This window comes from Arthrobacter sp. Y3223065 (genome assembly GCF_059090885.1).
In genome coordinates, this window is the sequence record NZ_JBNHGC010000001.1 from 456,628 (window position 1) to 472,689 (window position 16,062).

At 67.0% G+C, this 16,062-nt stretch carries 13 protein-coding genes and 2 tRNA genes; 13 read left to right on the forward strand and 2 right to left on the reverse strand.

Annotated features, from left to right (window positions below):
• Positions 1-216: 216 nt before the first annotated feature.
• Complete coding sequence (glsA, locus tag AC5RUK_RS02055; protein WP_494151254.1) at positions 217-2,001, reverse strand: glutaminase A; 1,785 nt, start codon at positions 1,999-2,001, stop codon at positions 217-219.
• A 151-nt stretch (positions 2,002-2,152) separates the two neighbouring features.
• On the opposite strand from glsA, the gene AC5RUK_RS02060 reads away from it, so the two are divergent.
• The 10 genes from AC5RUK_RS02060 (at position 2,153) to AC5RUK_RS02105 (ending at position 10,938) form a co-directional block, all read left to right on the forward strand.
• The gene (locus tag AC5RUK_RS02060; protein WP_494108416.1) at positions 2,153-2,626 is read left to right on the forward strand and encodes a ribose-5-phosphate isomerase; all 474 of its coding nucleotides are present in this window, start codon (positions 2,153-2,155) and stop codon (positions 2,624-2,626) included.
• A 14-nt stretch (positions 2,627-2,640) separates the two neighbouring features.
• The gene (locus AC5RUK_RS02065; RefSeq protein ID WP_494151255.1) at positions 2,641-3,540 is read left to right on the forward strand and encodes an Fpg/Nei family DNA glycosylase; all 900 of its coding nucleotides are present in this window, start codon (positions 2,641-2,643) and stop codon (positions 3,538-3,540) included.
• A gap of 260 nt (positions 3,541-3,800) precedes the next feature.
• Positions 3,801-3,871 (forward strand) — tRNA-Gly (locus tag AC5RUK_RS02070).
• Between the two features lie 138 nt (positions 3,872-4,009).
• Positions 4,010-4,082 (forward strand) — tRNA-Pro (locus tag AC5RUK_RS02075).
• Positions 4,083-4,136: 54 nt separating this feature from the next.
• A complete protein-coding gene (gene tig / locus AC5RUK_RS02080; RefSeq protein ID WP_493987035.1) occupies positions 4,137-5,561 on the forward strand; it encodes a trigger factor in 1,425 nt (474 codons plus the stop codon).
• 464 nt (positions 5,562-6,025) lie between these two features.
• On the forward strand, positions 6,026-6,640 hold the full coding sequence (locus AC5RUK_RS02085; RefSeq protein WP_493987525.1) for an ATP-dependent Clp protease proteolytic subunit: 615 nt from the start codon (positions 6,026-6,028) through the stop codon (positions 6,638-6,640).
• 40 nt (positions 6,641-6,680) lie between these two features.
• The gene (locus AC5RUK_RS02090; protein ID WP_493987036.1) at positions 6,681-7,352 is read left to right on the forward strand and encodes an ATP-dependent Clp protease proteolytic subunit; all 672 of its coding nucleotides are present in this window, start codon (positions 6,681-6,683) and stop codon (positions 7,350-7,352) included.
• Positions 7,353-7,552: 200 nt separating this feature from the next.
• Positions 7,553-8,845 carry an ATP-dependent Clp protease ATP-binding subunit ClpX gene (gene clpX / locus AC5RUK_RS02095; RefSeq protein WP_493977441.1) on the forward strand — a complete coding sequence of 431 codons (1,293 nt, stop codon included), beginning with the start codon at positions 7,553-7,555 and terminating at the stop codon, positions 8,843-8,845.
• A gap of 60 nt (positions 8,846-8,905) precedes the next feature.
• Positions 8,906-10,198, forward strand: a complete 1,293-nt coding sequence (gene clpX, locus AC5RUK_RS02100) for an ATP-dependent Clp protease ATP-binding subunit ClpX (protein ID WP_494108414.1) — start codon at positions 8,906-8,908, stop codon at positions 10,196-10,198.
• Positions 10,199-10,317: 119 nt separating this feature from the next.
• Positions 10,318-10,938 carry a mycothiol-dependent nitroreductase Rv2466c family protein gene (locus tag AC5RUK_RS02105; protein WP_494108413.1) on the forward strand — a complete coding sequence of 207 codons (621 nt, stop codon included), beginning with the start codon at positions 10,318-10,320 and terminating at the stop codon, positions 10,936-10,938.
• A 398-nt stretch (positions 10,939-11,336) separates the two neighbouring features.
• Here AC5RUK_RS02105 and valS read toward each other — a convergent pair whose 3' ends face one another.
• Positions 11,337-13,961: a valine--tRNA ligase gene (valS, locus tag AC5RUK_RS02110; RefSeq protein WP_494151256.1), complete on the reverse strand. Its 2,625-nt coding sequence runs from the start codon at positions 13,959-13,961 to the stop codon at positions 11,337-11,339.
• 94 nt (positions 13,962-14,055) lie between these two features.
• Between valS and AC5RUK_RS02115 the strand changes: the two genes are divergently transcribed.
• From AC5RUK_RS02115 to AC5RUK_RS02125, 3 genes are all read left to right on the forward strand, one after another.
• Positions 14,056-14,424 (forward strand): DUF488 domain-containing protein, encoded by a 369-nt coding sequence (locus AC5RUK_RS02115; RefSeq protein WP_494151257.1) that lies wholly within the window; start codon positions 14,056-14,058, stop codon positions 14,422-14,424.
• A 232-nt stretch (positions 14,425-14,656) separates the two neighbouring features.
• The gene (locus tag AC5RUK_RS02120) at positions 14,657-14,977 is read left to right on the forward strand and encodes a hypothetical protein (RefSeq protein WP_494151258.1); all 321 of its coding nucleotides are present in this window, start codon (positions 14,657-14,659) and stop codon (positions 14,975-14,977) included.
• 166 nt (positions 14,978-15,143) lie between these two features.
• Positions 15,144-15,887 (forward strand): SDR family oxidoreductase, encoded by a 744-nt coding sequence (locus tag AC5RUK_RS02125; RefSeq protein ID WP_494151259.1) that lies wholly within the window; start codon positions 15,144-15,146, stop codon positions 15,885-15,887.
• Positions 15,888-16,062: the final 175 nt, after the last annotated feature.

Genomic DNA, 16,062 nt, shown 5'->3' on the forward strand with positions numbered 1-16,062 from the left:
CCGCCGCCGAGTCAGCTAACGAGCGCGCCGCGCGCCGCGCCGGTCAGCCTTGCGCGCCGCGCCGCCGCCCAGCCCTGGGCGCCGCGCCGCCGGTCAGCCTTGCGCGCCGCGCCGCCCGTCAGTTCGTGCGCGCCGCGCCGCCGGTCAGTCCTGCCCGCGGCCGGTCAGCCTCTGTCGGCCCTGCCGCCGGTCAGCCTCTGTCGGCCGTGCCGCCGGTCAGCCTTGGGCGGCCGCCACGGCGAGGTCGTGTTGCTCCGCCGCGGTTTCCAGCAGCCGTTCGGCCAAGAGCAGGGCCGTGCCCGGGGAATCTTGCCGCAGGCGCGCATAACCCTCCGGCGTGAGTACCTCCACGATGACCTTCCCCTCGGCCTGGACGTGGGTCCGGGGCGGAGTTCCGCCGAGGCCCCCGAAGCTGGTTCCGGCGGAGAAATACCGGGCGGCGTGATTGTCCCCGGGATCGGTGGCGGCCGTGCGTGCCTGCCCCTCCATGACCAGGACCAGGCCCCCGCCTGGCTCGCCCGCGGAAACGATGGCCGCGCCGTCGTCGTACGTCCGCCGCTCCAGATAGGCCGCGAGCGTCTCGCGCTCGCCGGCGGGCAGGGAGCCGACCACGGGGTGATCCTGCAACTGCAGCCGCCCGCCGGCCGCCGGCTGTCCTCCGTACCGGTCGATGAGGCGGTTTTCGCACCACTGGGCGGCAGCGTCCAGGGACGGGAACGCCGTCGGCCGGTCGCCCGTGCCGGCCTCTTCCGCGGACAGCAACCGGGACGGGTCCACGAAGATCAGCAGGCAGGGATCCGACGTTTCCTGCAGCCGCAGGAACATGGTCTTGGTGCGGCTGCCGAGCTCGTCCAGCCGGCTGATGTCGATCACCACGACCTCATGCGTCGCGGCCAAGTCGGCGGACATCCGGATGACTGTCTCCGCTTCGGGAAAGAGCATGTCGCCGTGGACCTCGAGGAACCGCACCGTGTGCCCGTGCTCGGCCAACACGGCCAGCTCCGGCGCCGGGCGAACCCGCGGCGACGGTTTCCCAGCCAGGTCGTAGTCGGCGCGGATCGTGGACCGGGCGCTGCGGGCGGCATGGATGAAGTGCAGTCCCAGCTCCGCCGAGAGTTGTCGGCACGCCTCGGTGCCGCGGACACTGTTGCCGTGCTGGTCGAGCCGCGGCGAAAAGACGGCGAGCCCCAGCTGGCCGGGCAGCACCGCCAGGATGCCGCCGCTGACCCCGCTCTTGGCCGGCAGCCCGATGCCCGCCACCCAGTCGCCGGCGTCGTTGTACATGCCGCAGGTCGTCATCACGCTGAGCACGTGCTCGGCTATCCGGGGCGTCAGGACCTCCTCGCGCGTGATCGGGTTGACCCCGCGGTTGGCCAAGGTGGCCGCCATGATCCCCAGGTCGCGGCAGGTGACGCTCAGGGCGTTCTGCCGAAAGTACAGGTCGAGGGCGGCCTCGGTGTCATGTTCGATCACACCCTGGCTCTTCAGCAGGTAGGCGATGGCCCGGTTGCGGTCACCCGTGCGGAGCCCGGACTCGTACACCTTCGGGTCCATCCTGATGTCGCGTCCGGCGTAGGCCGAATAGGTCGTCCGGAGCCGCTCGAAGGCTTCGTCACCGTAGCGGTCGACCACCAGGGCGGAGGCGGCGATGGCCCCGGCGTTGATCAACGCGTTGCGCGGCCGGCCGGTATCCGCCTCCAGGCTGATCTCGTTGTAGGCATCCCCGGACGGCTCCACGTCGATCTTCTCCCGCACGTCCTCGAAGCCGTGCTCGGCCAGCGCCAGGGCGTAGGTAAAGGGCTTGGAGATCGACTGGATGGAGAATTCGGACCCCGTATCGCCGGCCTCGTAGGTGCGTCCGTCCGCCATGGTCATGCTCAGCGCGAGCAGATCCGGATCCTCGATCCCCAGCTCTTCCGGACCGCCGGCCAGGGACCCTTCGGTGTTGCCGGCAAGACCGGCAAGGACGGACTCAAGGTAGTCACTGATCACTGGCTCCATAGGGGCACACTATCGACGGCGGGCGCGGCCCGATAGGGGGAGCGGCGCGTCGGGGCGGCGGGATGGCCGGGGCGAAGACGCGTCGCCGGCCCTGCTCCAGTAGGCTGGAAGCCGCCATTCTTCCTCCCCGCACGCCACAGAAGGACCGTACATGCGCGTTCACATTGCCACCGACCACGCCGGCCTGGAACTGAGCCACCACCTGATCGACCACCTGGCCGGCCAGGGCCACGACGTCGTCGACCACGGCCCCGCCGCGTACGATCCCGAGGACGACTACCCCTCGTTCTGCATCCGCGCCGCGCTCGCCGTCGTCGAAGACCAGTCCGCCGGGGTGGAGGCGCTGGGCATCGTGCTCGGCGGCTCGGGCAACGGCGAGCAGATCGCGGCCAACAAGGTCAAGGGCATCCGGGCCGCGCTGGCCTGGAACCTGGACACCGCCAAGCTGGCCCGCGAGCACAACGACGCCAACGTCGTCGCCGTCGGCGGCCGCCAGCACAGCGTCGAGGAAGCCACCGCCATCATCGAGGCGTTCCTGGCCGAGCCGTTCTCCCACGCCGAGCGCCACGTCCGCCGGATCGGCAAGATCGCGTCCTACGAGACCACCGGCGACGTCCCCGCCTGATCCGGGAACCGGTCATGCCTGAAGGCCATTCAGTCCACCGCCTGGCCCGCCAGTTCCAGGACGTTTTCGCAGGGGAGCGGCTGGCCGTCTCCAGCCCGCAGGGCCGGTTCGCCGCCGGCGCCGCCCGGCTCGACGGGGCGAGGCTGCTGGCAGCCCGCGCGCACGGCAAGCAGCTCTTCCTGGAGTTCGACAACGGCCTCGTCCTGCGCGTCCACCTGGGCCTGTACGGGGCGTGGGACTTCGGCGGGGATGAGAGCTTCCGCGGCGCCTCCAGCATCGGGGCGCCGCGCCGGGTGGGGGAGCAGGAATCGTACGACGACGGTGCCCCTGTCACGTACGCCGGCCCGCCGGAGCCGGTGGGCCAGGTGCGCGTCCGGCTGGTGTCCGACCACGGCTGGGCCGACCTGCGCGGCCCCACCGCCTGCGAGGTGCTCACGCCCGGGGAGGCGTCCGCCGTCGTCGGCAGGCTGGGGCCGGACCCGCTGCAGGATGCGGCGGACCGGGCTGCCGAGTTCGTCCGCCGGCTGACCTCGAAGCGCACCGCGGTGGGACAGCTGCTGATGGACCAGAACGTGGTGGCCGGGGTCGGCAACGTCTACCGGGCGGAGACCCTGTTCCGCCGCGGCCTGAACCCGTGGCTGCCCGGCAAACAGGTTTCGCCGGCGGAGGCGGGGCTGCTGTGGGCGGACATCGTGGAGGTCATGAGCGACGGGGTCCGCGACGGCAAGATCATCACCACCCGCCCCGAACACCGCGATGCCGACGCCGGCCGGTCGCTGCCGGTCTGGCCGGACAACGCGCACTACGTGTACAAGCGGCAGGGGATGCCGTGCCGCTTGTGCGGCACACCGGTCGCCGTGACTGAGATGGCCGCCCGCAACCTGTACTGGTGCCCGGCCTGCCAGCGGGCCTGAGGGGTTCGGGCCGCAGGGTTGCTGCAGGCCTGGTTCGTCGTGCCGCAGCCTGCCTGCCTGCGACGCCGGCGCGTCCACGCGGCCCACCCGAATCTTCGGCGAGGGCAGGGTTTATCTGCGAGGGCAGGGTCTATAGCCCCTGCTCTCGACGCTTAACCCTGCCATGGAGGAGTCGGGGTAGGGGCGATGGTTTCCGCGGCACCGGCGTCCGCTCGATTTGTCGAACGGGCCCGCCCTCGTGCTAAAGTTTCATCGTCCTCGGGGATGTAGCTCAATGGTAGAGCCTCAGTCTTCCAAACTGATTACGCGGGTTCGATTCCCGTCATCCCCTCGCGTCAGGGAGGCGGCCCAGCACGGGCCGCCTTTTCTGTTCGCAGCCGATGCAGTCATGCGACGTGTGCCGGCGGCGTCCGGTTGCACGGGGATTGTGCAGCAGGCCGCGAATGCCCGTAGACTTGCGTGTGCACTACGGGGCGTAGCGTAGTGGCTAGCGCGCCTGCTTTGGGAGCAGGAGATCGCAGGTTCGAGTCCTGTCGCCCCGACTCTGTATTCTTGGTGCAGATTTAACCCCAATAGCTATCAGGAGTTCTAACGCTGTGAAGAGCGCTGTCGAAAACCTCACCCCTACCCGGGTCAAGCTCAATGTTGAGGTCCCCTTTGAGGAACTCAAGCCCAGCATCGACGCGGCGTACAAGACCATCGCGAGCCAGATCCAGGTTCCCGGCTTCCGCAAGGGCAAGGTTCCGGCGAAGCTGATCGACCAGCGCGTGGGCCGCGGCTACGTGATCGAGACGGCTATTAACGAGGGGCTGAACGGCTTCTACCAGGGCGCCATCGAAGAGACCGGCATCCGCCCGCTGAGCCGCCCCGAGGTTGAAATCACCGAGGTTCCCGACCCGGCCGCCACCGAGGGCCAGCTCGCCTTCCACGTTGAGGTTGACATCCGCCCCGAAATCGAGCTGCCCGAGTACTCCGGCCTCGAAGTCACCGTCGAAGCCACCGAGGCTTCCGAGGAAGACATCCAGAAGGCCCTGGACGACCTGCGCGGACGCTTCGGCACCCTGAAGACCGTTGACCGTCCGGCCGTTGCCGACGACTTCATCACCATGGACCTGTCCGCCACGGTGGACGGCGAAGAGGTCGACTCCGCCGCGGACCTGTCCTACCAGGTGGGGGCGGGCACCATGCTTGAGGGCCTGGACGAGGCCGTGACCGCGCTGAGCGCCGGCGAGGACGCCACGTTCGAGACCAAGCTCGCCGGCGGCGAGCACGCCGGCAAGGACGCCACGGTCACCGTGAAGGTCAAGGCCGTCAAGGAGCGCGAGCTTCCCGAGGCCGACGACGACTTCGCCCAGCTGGCCAGCGAGTTCGACACCATCGCCGAGCTGAAGGAAGACCTGGCCAAGCAGGCCGCCGACGCCAAGGTCATGGAGCAGGGCGTCGAGGCCCGCGACAAGGTGCTGGACAAGCTGATGGAACTGGTCGAGGTTCCGGTTCCGGACTCCGTCGTCGAAGAGCAGATGGAACAGCACTTCCGCCCGGAGAACAGCCACGGTGAAGACCACGACACCGAGGAGCACCGCGCCGAGGTCCGCGAGAACACCGAGAAGGCCTTCCGCAACGAAATCGTGCTGGACGCCGTGGCCGACAAGGAAGAGCTGGGCGTCAGCCAGGCCGAACTGATCGACTACATCGTTTCCTCCGCCGGACAGTACGGCATGGACCCGAACCAGTTCGCGCAGCTGCTGGACCAGTCCGGCCAGGTCGGCATGATGGTGGGCGAGGTCCGCCGGCGCAAGGCCCTGGCCAAGGTGCTGGAGCTGGCCAAGGTCACCGACACCAACGGTGCCGAGGTGGACCTGAGCGACTTCGTCCGCCCCGCCGGCGAAGAAGAGCCCAACGTCGAAGACATGATCCAGGCCGCCGAGGCCGAAGCCGCCAACGCGGAATCCGCCGAGGAAGCCCCGGCCGCCGACGAGGCAGCCGAGGAAGCCCCGGCCGCCGACGCCGAGAAGAAGTAGGCAGCAGCAGGTACTGCTGCCGCACGGACTGACCGCCGGATCCCCTTTACGGGGACCGGCGGTCCGCCGCTTTAACGCCCACGGCTGGGGGACCGGCGGTCCGCCGCTTTAAGTTCCACGGACGACTTAACTCCCACGGACGACGCCGGTGCCCGGCTCCGGTGCGCGGGTTTCCCTCCCTGATGGGCGGCGACGGTGCCGGTGGAACCAAGCCCGCCGCCGGTCGGGGCATGCCCGCCGAAGGGGGCTCCGCCGTCGTTATTTCTGCTGGAGGCAGAGCGCTTTCCCGCGCCATCACAGGCCTGATGCGCCGTCAGCGAACAGCGCGCCGTGCGGGAGGAATCGGGCAGCGGAACACGTTACTGTCCAAGTAGGTAAACGACCTTAGGGCCACCGGTGACGGTAGTGCCCGGGGAAGAAGCGAGAGGTATTTCAGCATGTCGAATGAATCCGCCACTCCGAGAATGGCTTCGGTCGATGCGGCCAGCCGCGAAGACTACATCTACAACCGCCTGCTCAAAGAGCGCATCATCTGGCTGGGCTCCGAGGTCCGCGACGAGAACGCCAACGCCATCTGCTCGCAGCTGCTGCTGCTCTCCGCGGAGGACCCGGAGAAGGACATCTACCTCTACATCAACTCGCCCGGCGGGTCGGTGACCGCCGGCATGGCCATCTATGACACCATGAAGTTCATCCCGAACGACGTGGTGACCGTGGCCACCGGCCTGGCGGCCTCCATGGGCCAGTTCCTGCTCTCCTCGGGCACCAAGGGCAAGCGCTACGCCACCCCGCACGCACGCATCCTGATGCACCAGCCCTCCGGCGGCATCGGCGGCACGGCGTCCGACATCAAGATCCAGGCCGAGCTGATCCTGCACATGAAGCAGGTCATGGCCGAGCTGACCGCGGAGCAGACCGGCCAGTCGGTGGAGCAGATCCTGATCGACAACGACCGCGACAAGTGGTTTACGGCCGAGGAAGGCCTGGCCTACGGCTTCTTCGACAAGATTTCGGCCCACGCCGGCGGCGTTTCCGGCGGCGGCGGGACCCAGAGCGGCTCCGCCTCCCAGGATTCCTGAGCCCACGCGCCACCGACCCGAATACAAGCAGGAGAATCTCATGGACTACAACTTCGGTGCCGCTGCCGGCGGTTTCGCCGCCAACATGCCGCAGAACCGCTATGTGCTGCCCCAGTTCGAGGAGCGCACGCCCTACGGCTTCAAGCGCCAGGACCCCTACACCAAGCTGTTCGAGGACCGGATCATCTTCCTGGGCGTCCAGGTCGACGATGCCTCCGCCGACGACGTCATGGCCCAGCTGCTGGTCCTTGAGTCGACGGACCCGGACCGCGACATCACCATCTACATCAATTCGCCCGGCGGGTCGTTCACCGCGATGACCGCGATTTACGACACCATGCAGTACATCCGCCCGGAGATCCAGACCGTGTGCCTGGGCCAGGCGGCCAGCGCCGCGGCGGTGCTGCTGGCAGCGGGTACGCCGGGCAAGCGGCTGGCGCTGCCGAACGCCCGCGTCCTGATCCACCAGCCGGCGCTGGGCGGCGGCGAGCACGGCCAGGCCTCCGACCTCCAGATCCAGGCCGACGAGGTCATGCGGATGCGCAAGTGGCTGGAAGACGCGCTGGCCATGCATTCGGGCAAGGACTCCGCGCAGGTCAACAAGGACATCGAGCGGGACAAGATCCTCACGGCCGCGGGTGCCTTGGAATACGGACTGATCGACCAGGTGCTCGATTCCCGCAAGATCCACAAGCCGGCGATCACCAAGTAAGTTTCGTAAAATAGTCTCAATGCCTGCACTGCCCGTGGCGCGTCATATCGCACCACGGGCAGTGTTGTTACTGAAACTGTCGGCGCAGTGAATTAGAGTTGTTGTCAGCTGGCCTCGGCAGCGCAGTGCCTGCCCGGCAATAGTCGGGCGGCGCGGCTGCCGCGACGAGTTGCCGACGTAGACCAAGTAAGGGGACGGATATGGCTCGCATAGGTGAGAGCGCTGACCTGCTCAAGTGCTCTTTCTGCGGCAAGAGCCAGAAACAGGTCCGCAAGCTGATCGCCGGCCCCGGCGTGTACATCTGCGACGAATGCATCGAGCTCTGCAACGAGATCATCGAGGAGGAGCTGGCCGAGGTGTCGGACCTGGGCAGCTTCGAACTGCCCAAGCCGCGGGAGATCTTCGACTTCCTGCAGGAATACGTGATCGGCCAGGAGCCCGCCAAGCGCGCGCTGGCAGTGGCGGTCTACAACCACTACAAGCGGATCCAGTCCGGTCATGCGCCCAAGGGAACGGCCAACCTCTCCGATGCCAGCCCGCTGGAGGACGTGGAGGTCTCCAAGTCCAACATCCTGCTGATCGGCCCCACGGGCTGCGGCAAGACCTACCTGGCCCAGACGCTGGCCCGCCGGCTGAACGTCCCGTTCGCCGTCGCGGACGCCACGGCGCTGACCGAAGCCGGCTATGTGGGCGAAGACGTGGAGAACATCCTGCTCAAGCTCATCCAGGCCGCCGATTACGACGTGAAAAAGGCCGAGCAGGGCATCATCTACATCGACGAGATCGACAAGATCTCACGCAAGAGCGAGAATCCCTCAATCACCCGCGACGTCTCCGGTGAAGGCGTCCAGCAGGCCCTGCTGAAGATCCTCGAGGGCACGGTCGCGTCCGTGCCGCCGCAGGGCGGCCGGAAGCATCCGCACCAGGAATTCATCCAGATCGACACCACGAACGTGCTGTTCATCGTCGCCGGCGCCTTCGCCGGGCTGGAGGAGATCATTGGCTCCCGGGCCGGCCGCAAGGGTATCGGCTTCGGCGCCCCGCTCAAGGACGCGGCGGGGGAGAAGGACAGCTACGGCGAGGTCATGCCCGAAGACCTGCTGAAGTTCGGCCTGATCCCGGAGTTCATCGGCCGCCTGCCGGTGATCACCACGGTGTCCAACCTGGACCGGCCGGCGCTGATCAAGATCCTGACCGAACCGAAGAACGCCCTGCTGCGCCAGTACCAGAAGATGTTCCAGCTGGACGGCGTGGAGCTGAGCTTCGAGCAGGAGGCGCTCGAGGCCGTGGCGGACCTCGCGCTGGAACGGGGCACCGGGGCCCGCGGGCTGCGCGCGATCATCGAAGAGACCCTGCAGCCGGTCATGTTCGACCTGCCCAGCCGCGAGGACATCGCCTCCGTCGTGATCACCGCGGACGTGGTGCTGAACAAGGCGGAACCGGCGCTGATCTCCCACGACGTGGTCGCCAAGCGCCGGAACAAGTCGGCCTGACACTGCACTGCTCCGGATTTCCGGACGATCGATCGAGGACCAGACAAGGGGACACACACTATGGCCCGGACCGCCGGAAGCTCAGAGCTGCTCACCTGCTCGTTTTGCGGCAAGAGCCAAAAGCAGGTGAAGAAGCTCATCGCAGGCGGCGGCGTGTACATTTGCGACGAATGCGTGGGGCTGTGCAACGAACTGCTGGAGGAAGAATTCGGCGCCGGTGCTGCCTCCGAACTGCTGGAGCTGCCCAAACCCCGTGAGATCTTCGGCTTCCTGCAGGAGTACGTGATCGGCCAGGAGCCGGCCAAGCGCGCCCTGGCGGTGGCGGTGTACAACCACTACAAGCGCATCCGCTCCGGCCACGCTGCCCCGGGCAACGCCGGCCTGACTGCCGCCGGCGCGCTCCAGGACGTGGAGATCGCCAAATCCAATGTCCTGCTCATCGGCCCCACCGGTTGCGGCAAGACCTACCTGGCCCAGACGCTGGCCCGCCAGCTGAATGTGCCGTTCGCGGTGGCGGACGCCACGTCGCTGACCGAAGCCGGCTATGTGGGCGAGGATGTGGAGAACATCCTGCTCAAGCTGATCCAGGCCGCCGGCAACGACATCAAAAAGGCCGAGCAGGGCATCATCTACATCGACGAGATCGACAAGGTGACCCGCAAGAGCGACGGCCCCTCGATCACCCGCGACGTCTCGGGTGAAGGTGTGCAGCAGGCCCTGCTGAAAATCCTGGAAGGAACCGTGGCTTCGGTGCCGCCGCAGGGCGGACGGAAGAACCCGCAGCAGGAGTTCCTCCAGATCGACACCACCAACATCCTCTTCATCGTCGCCGGCGCGTTCGCCGGGCTGGAAGAAATCATCGGCTCCCGGGCCGGACGCAAGGGCATCGGCTTCGGCGCCCCGCTCAAGGATGTCGTCGCCCAGCAGGACAACTACGGCGAGGTCATGCCCGAAGACCTGCTCAAGTTCGGGCTGATCCCGGAGTTCATCGGCCGCCTGCCGGTGATCACCACCGTGGCCGAACTCGACAAGCCCGCGTTGATCCGGATCCTCACCGAGCCGAAGAATGCGCTGATCCGCCAGTACCAGAAGATGTTCCAGCTGGATGGCGTGGAGCTGGCCTTCGAGCAGGACGCCTTGGAAGCGGTGGCCGACCTGGCCCTGGAACGCGGAACCGGCGCGCGGGGCCTGCGGGCGATCATGGAGGAAACGCTGCAGCCGATCATGTTCGACCTGCCCGGCCGCGATGACATCGCCACCGCCGTGATTACCGCGCAGACGGTCCTGGCCGGGGCGGACCCCACCCTCATCCCGCACGACGTCGAGGCCATCCGCCGCCGCGACTCCGCCTGACCGTCCCGTATCCGGGCGCCGGTGCACGGTACCTGGCGCGTAGGCGGAACAAAACCGCCGGCGGGGCAGTTACCCACAACAGTACGTATAACCAGTCCTCCTGAAGGAGCTTTTGCCGTATGTCTGAAAGTGCTGCACCGTCGACCGTCGATTTCTGGTTCGATCCGGCCTGCCCGTTCGCCTGGATCACCTCCCGCTGGATGCTGGAGGTGGAGAAGGTCCGCGACGTCAAGGTCGACTGGCATGTGATGAGCCTGGCCGTGCTCAACGACGGCCGCGACGAGCTGCCGGAGGACTACAAGGAGTTCCTGAAGAAGGCCTGGGGCCCGGTCCGCGTGATCATCGCCGCCCGGGAACTGCACGGCAACGCCTACGTGGGGAAGCTCTACGACGCCATGGGCACCCGCATCCACAACGAGGGCAACAAGGACTATGAGTCGGTCGCGGCCGCGGCGCTGGAAGAAGTCGGCCTGCCCGCCGACCTGGCCCGCTTCGCCACCTCCGACGAATATGACGAGCAGCTGCGCGCCAGCCACGAAGAAGGCATCTCCAAGGTGGGCGACGAGGTCGGTACCCCCGTCGTGGCCTTCAACGGCACGGCCTTCTTCGGCCCGGTGCTGACCCGCATCCCGCGCGGCGAAACCGCCGGAAAGATCTTCGACGGCGCCGTGGCGCTGGCCGACTTCCCGTACTTCTACGAGATCAAGCGCTCCCGGACGACCAGCCCCGAGTTCGACTGACCGGTAGGGGCCCGGCCGGGCCCCTCATGCGGAGGTCGTCCGCGGGACCCGTGACGCCGCCGGCCGGCACGCCGTCGTTGCGGAAAACAATTTCGCAAAACTATGGCGTGTCGGCTTGCGCAGGAGTATAAATATCTATACGCATCCCCCAAAAGATGCGGGACCGAACACCAAAGATTCAGTGACAAGTAGTGGACTAGCTCCACAAACTGCCAGCCTGTGACGAGGCTCGGAAGACCTGAAGATCGGCGGAGTTCGCGAGATCCAAAGCGTCACCTTTGGATCAAAGAGTCGAAGCCCCACCAACGGCTAAACGCTGATGGGGCTTCCCCTCGTTAACGGGCCCGAACCGGACACCGAACGGCCTGGAGCCAGCTACCCGAACGCCCTGGGGCGCTCTACTCGGCCGGGGCCTCGGCGGCCGCCAGCTCGACCTTCGCGACCGTCAGCTCACCCTCCGCCTCGCTCAGCAGGACCTCGCGGGCATTGCCGGCGGCCTTCAGGTCACCGAGCCCGGCCTCAAGCTGGGCCACCTGGGCGGCCGAACCGGTGATGGTCGCGGTGAGAACCTCGGTGCGCTGCTTGACCTTGGCTTCGGACTTCGCCTTGCGGATACCCCCCAGCGCCTGGCCGACCGTCCCGAGCAGCCCCGTGTCGGCGGCCGAGGCAATCGGGGCGAGCCCGGCCGTCGTCGGCCATTCGGCGCGGTGCACCGAACCGGCGCGCCACCAGCTCCAGACCTCTTCGGTGGCAAAGGGCAGGAACGGTGCGAAGAGGCGCAGCAGGGCATCCAGCGTGGTGGCCAGGGTGGCCAGGACCGATGCCTGCTCCGCCTCGCCTGCGGCACCGTACGCGCGGTCCTTGATCAGCTCGACGTAGTCGTCGGTGAAGGACCAGAAGAAGCTTTCGGTGACCTGCAGGGCGCGCGCATGGTCGTACTTCTCGAACGCGGCCGTCGCGGTCTCCACCACCTCGGCCAGCTGGCCGAGCAGCGACTTGTCCAACGGATTGGTGACCACGGCGTCGTCGTTGGCGAGCACCGAAGCCTCGGTGGCGCCCAGGTTCAGCACGAACTTGGAGGCGTTCAGCAGCTTGATGGCCAGGCGGCGGCCGATCTTCATCTGCGCGACCTCGTAGGCCGTGTCCGCACCCAGCTTCGCGGAAGCCGCCCAGTAGCGCACCGCGTCCGCGCCGAACTGGTCCAGGACGTCGGTGGGGACCACCACGTTGCCCTTGGACTTGGACATCTTCTTGCGGTCAGGGTCCAGGATCCAGCCGGAGAGCGCCGCGTGCTTCCACGGCGCGCAACTGTTCAGCGCGTCGCCGCGCACCACGGTGGAGAACAGCCAGGTGCGGATGATGTCGTGGCCCTGCGGGCGCAGGTCGAACGGGAAGACGTTGTTGAAGAACGCCTCGTCCCGGCTCCACTTGCCCACGATCTGCGGCGACAGCGACGACGTGGCCCAGGTGTCGAGCACATCGGCGTCGCCGATGAAGCCGCCGGGCTGGTTGCGCTGCGACTCCTCGTAGCCCGGAGCGGGATCCGCGGCCGGGTCCACCGGCAGCATCTCGTCGGAGGGCACCACCGGGTTGTCGTAGTCGGGGTTGCCGGAGGCATCCAGCGGGTACCAGACCGGGATCGGCACGCCGAAGAAGCGCTGGCGGGAAATGAGCCAGTCGCCGTTGAGGCCTTCGATCCAGTTCTCGTAGCGCGAGCGCATGAACGCCGGGTGGAACTCGATCTCCCGGCCCCGGCTGATCAGCCGTTCCCGCCGGTCCGCGTCCCGGCCGCCGTTGCGGATGTACCACTGCCGTGAGGTGACGACCTCCAGCGGCTTGTCGCCCTTTTCGTAGAAGTTGACCGGGTGGGTCATCTTCTGCGGCTCGCCGTCCAATTCACCGGCCTCGGACAGCAACTCCACGACCTTCTCCTTGGCGGAGAAGACGGTCTTGCCGGCCAGCTCGGCGTAGTTCGCCTTGCCTTCCTCGGAGGTGATCCACTCCGGAGTGTCGGCCAGGATGCGGCCGTCGCGGCCCACGATGGAGCGGGTGGGCAGCTGCAGCTCCCGCCACCACGTCACGTCGGTCAGGTCGCCGAAGGTGCAGACCATCGCAATGCCGGCGCCCTTGTCGGGCTTGGCCAGCGGGTGCGCCTTGACCTCCACCTCCACGCCGAACAGCGGGGACTTCACGGTGGTGCCGAACAGCTTCTGGTAGCGCTCGTCGTCGGGGTTGGCCACCAATGCCACGCAGGCGGGCAGCAGCTCGGGGCGGGTGGTCTCGATGTGGATCTTCTCGCCGTCGGCGGTTTCGAAGGCGTAGCGGTAGTAGGCGCCGGGCATCTCCCGGTCCTCGAGCTCGGCCTGCGCCACGGCGGTGCGGAACGTGACATCCCAGAGCGTGGGTGCTTCGGCCATGTAGGCGTCGCCGGAGGTCAGGTTGGCCAGGAAGGCGCGCTGGGAAACGGAGCGGGACACGTCGTCGATGGTCCGATAGGTCAGTTCCCAGTCCACGGACAGGCCCAGGGTGCTGAAGAGGTTCTCGAAGACCTTCTCGTCCTCCACAGCCAGGGTCTCGCAGAGTTCGATGAAGTTCCGGCGCGAGACGACGTCGAAATCGCGCTGGTTCTTCGCGGGCGTGGCCGGCGGCTGGTAGTCCGGGTCGTACGCCACCGACGGGTCGCAGCGGACGCCGTAGTAGTTCTGCACCCGGCGCTCGGTGGGCAGGCCGTTGTCGTCCCAGCCCATCGGGTAGAACACGTTCTTGCCGCGCATCCGCTGGTAGCGGGCCAGCACGTCGGTCTGGGTGTAGGAGAACATGTGTCCCACATGCAGCGAGCCCGAAGCCGTCGGCGGGGGAGTGTCGATCGAGTAGACCTGCTCCCGCGTGGTCTCGGGATTGAACTTGTAGGTCCCCTCCTCGCGCCAGCGCCGGGTCAGGGCGTCCTCAAGGCCTTCGAGGGCGGGCTTGTCGGGAACGTTAACGGTGACGGGCGTGTCTGTGCCCGGGGTATGTTCTGCCATGCTGGCCATTCTTTCATGCCGGGCACGGAATGAAGATTCTGCACGACGGCGGTGCAGCCTACCTGCCTTGGCCCGCCTCGCGTAGCATGCGGCCATGGCGAACGTTCACATCAAGCGGGTCTACGAACCGGCCGACGACGGCGACGGCTACCGGGTGTTGGTGGACCGGATCTGGCCGCGGGGGATCAAGAAGGACGAGGCGGGGCTGGACCTCTGGCTGAAAGAGGCGGGAACCTCGGCCGAGCTGCGCAACGAGTTCAGTCACCAGCCAGAGAAGTTCGACGCGTTCACGGTGGCGTACCGTCAGGAACTGGACGGTTCGGAGGCGCTGAAGCGCTTGTTGGAACTGGCCCGCGAGCATCCGAAGCTTTGCCTTCTCTACGGCGCCAAGGATGAGACGCACAACCAGGCCGCGGTGCTGCGGGACCTGATCCTGGAAGAACTCGGCGAGGAATCCGGCTGACATGCCGCGGCGGATGGGGGAGTTGCTTGGTGTCGGCGGCCCGCGAGTGCGGGTGACTCGAGCCGGTAGCCGTGACACATGGCGCGGTGCCGTCCTGGCCCTGGTGGGCGCGGCGGTTCTGGGCGGTTCCATGGCGGGCTGCGGGGTTGTCCCCGGGCTCGATGCACCGCCGTGTCTCCCGCCGGAGTATTCGGTGAGCCCTGCGGAGGCGATTTCAGGCCAGGCTGTGACGGTGTCAGCGCCGGACGCCGACTGTGACCCGCGTTATGGCAGTGACGCCCGGATTGAAGTGATCGTGACAGATGCTTCCGGCGCAGAAGTCGTTCACGAAACCGCTCCGATGAACGACGGCGGCGGCTTCACCTATACCTTTACGGTCCCCTCCGAGACTGCGGCCGGCAAGGCCTCGGTGACGGCGCTGCCCTACAACGTCGACTGGTGTGATGACACCGGCCGGAACGACCGCGATTCGGGAACTGCTGGCGAAGACAGCGTCGAACTGGAGCGCGTATCGTGCGCGATCCCGGTGAGACCCCTCCTGATCAACCGGTAATCCCTGCTGATCACTCGGTAATTGCGCCCTCGCTAGGCGAGTTGGTCTTTCCCGCCACTCAGGCACAACTGGGCCTGCAAGTGACGGACGGATCCAGGGCAGGCTGTGGCATCGGCGAGGCGTCGTACCGTGGGTCCCGTTTTCGTTGGCCATTAGGCTGGGATCCATGACCAAACGCGCAGTAGTAACGGGAGCAAGCTCAGGTATCGGCGCCGCCACCGTGCGGGCACTGCGCGGAAGCGGTTGGGACGTAGTGGCTGTGGCCCGGCGTGCAGACCGGCTTGCCGCGCTCGCCGAAGAAACCGGCGCATTGGCGATGCCAAGCGATGTGACCGACCAGGCCTCTGTAGATCAGTTGGCGGCCGACGTGCTTGCGGGCGGCGGGATCGACGCGCTGGTGAACATCGCCGGGGGAGCCTTCGGAGCGGACACCATCGGTGAGGGCAAGCTTGCCGATTGGCAGAAGATGTACGAGGTCAATGTCCTCGGCTCCCTGCGGATGATCCAGGCGTTTCTTCCGGCCTTGCGCGACAACGGCGAAGGATCGGTCGTGCTGCTGACCTCCACCGCGGGGATCGTGGCCTACGAAGGCGGCGGAGGCTACGTAGCCGCCAAGTTCGCCCAGCACTCGATGGCCGGCACCCTGCGCCTGGAAGAAGCGGAACACAACGTGCGCGTGATCGACATCCTCCCGGGCTTGGTGCAGACGGAGGAGTTCTCGCTGAACCGGCTCGGCGGTGACCGGCAGGCGGCCGACAACGTCTACGCCGGTGTGGAGAAACCGCTGCTGGCCGAGGACGTCGCCGACGTCGTGGCCTACTCGCTCAACCTGCCGCATCACATAAACCTTGACCAGATCGTCATGCGTCCGGTGGCACAGGCCGCCGCCCACAAATTGATCCGGAAGTAGCATGCGCAAAGAACGGCAAATTTCTTCCTACTGTGGATGCCTGGACTAGGAAGGCCAGACTCTCCGATTCTTGCCGTGGTGGGCGACTATGTGTCCGCGCTGAGTTCATCAGGAGTAGCGAATACCAGTGGCCGACTTGTCCGCCAACCCTCTACACGCGCAGACTCGTTCTCCA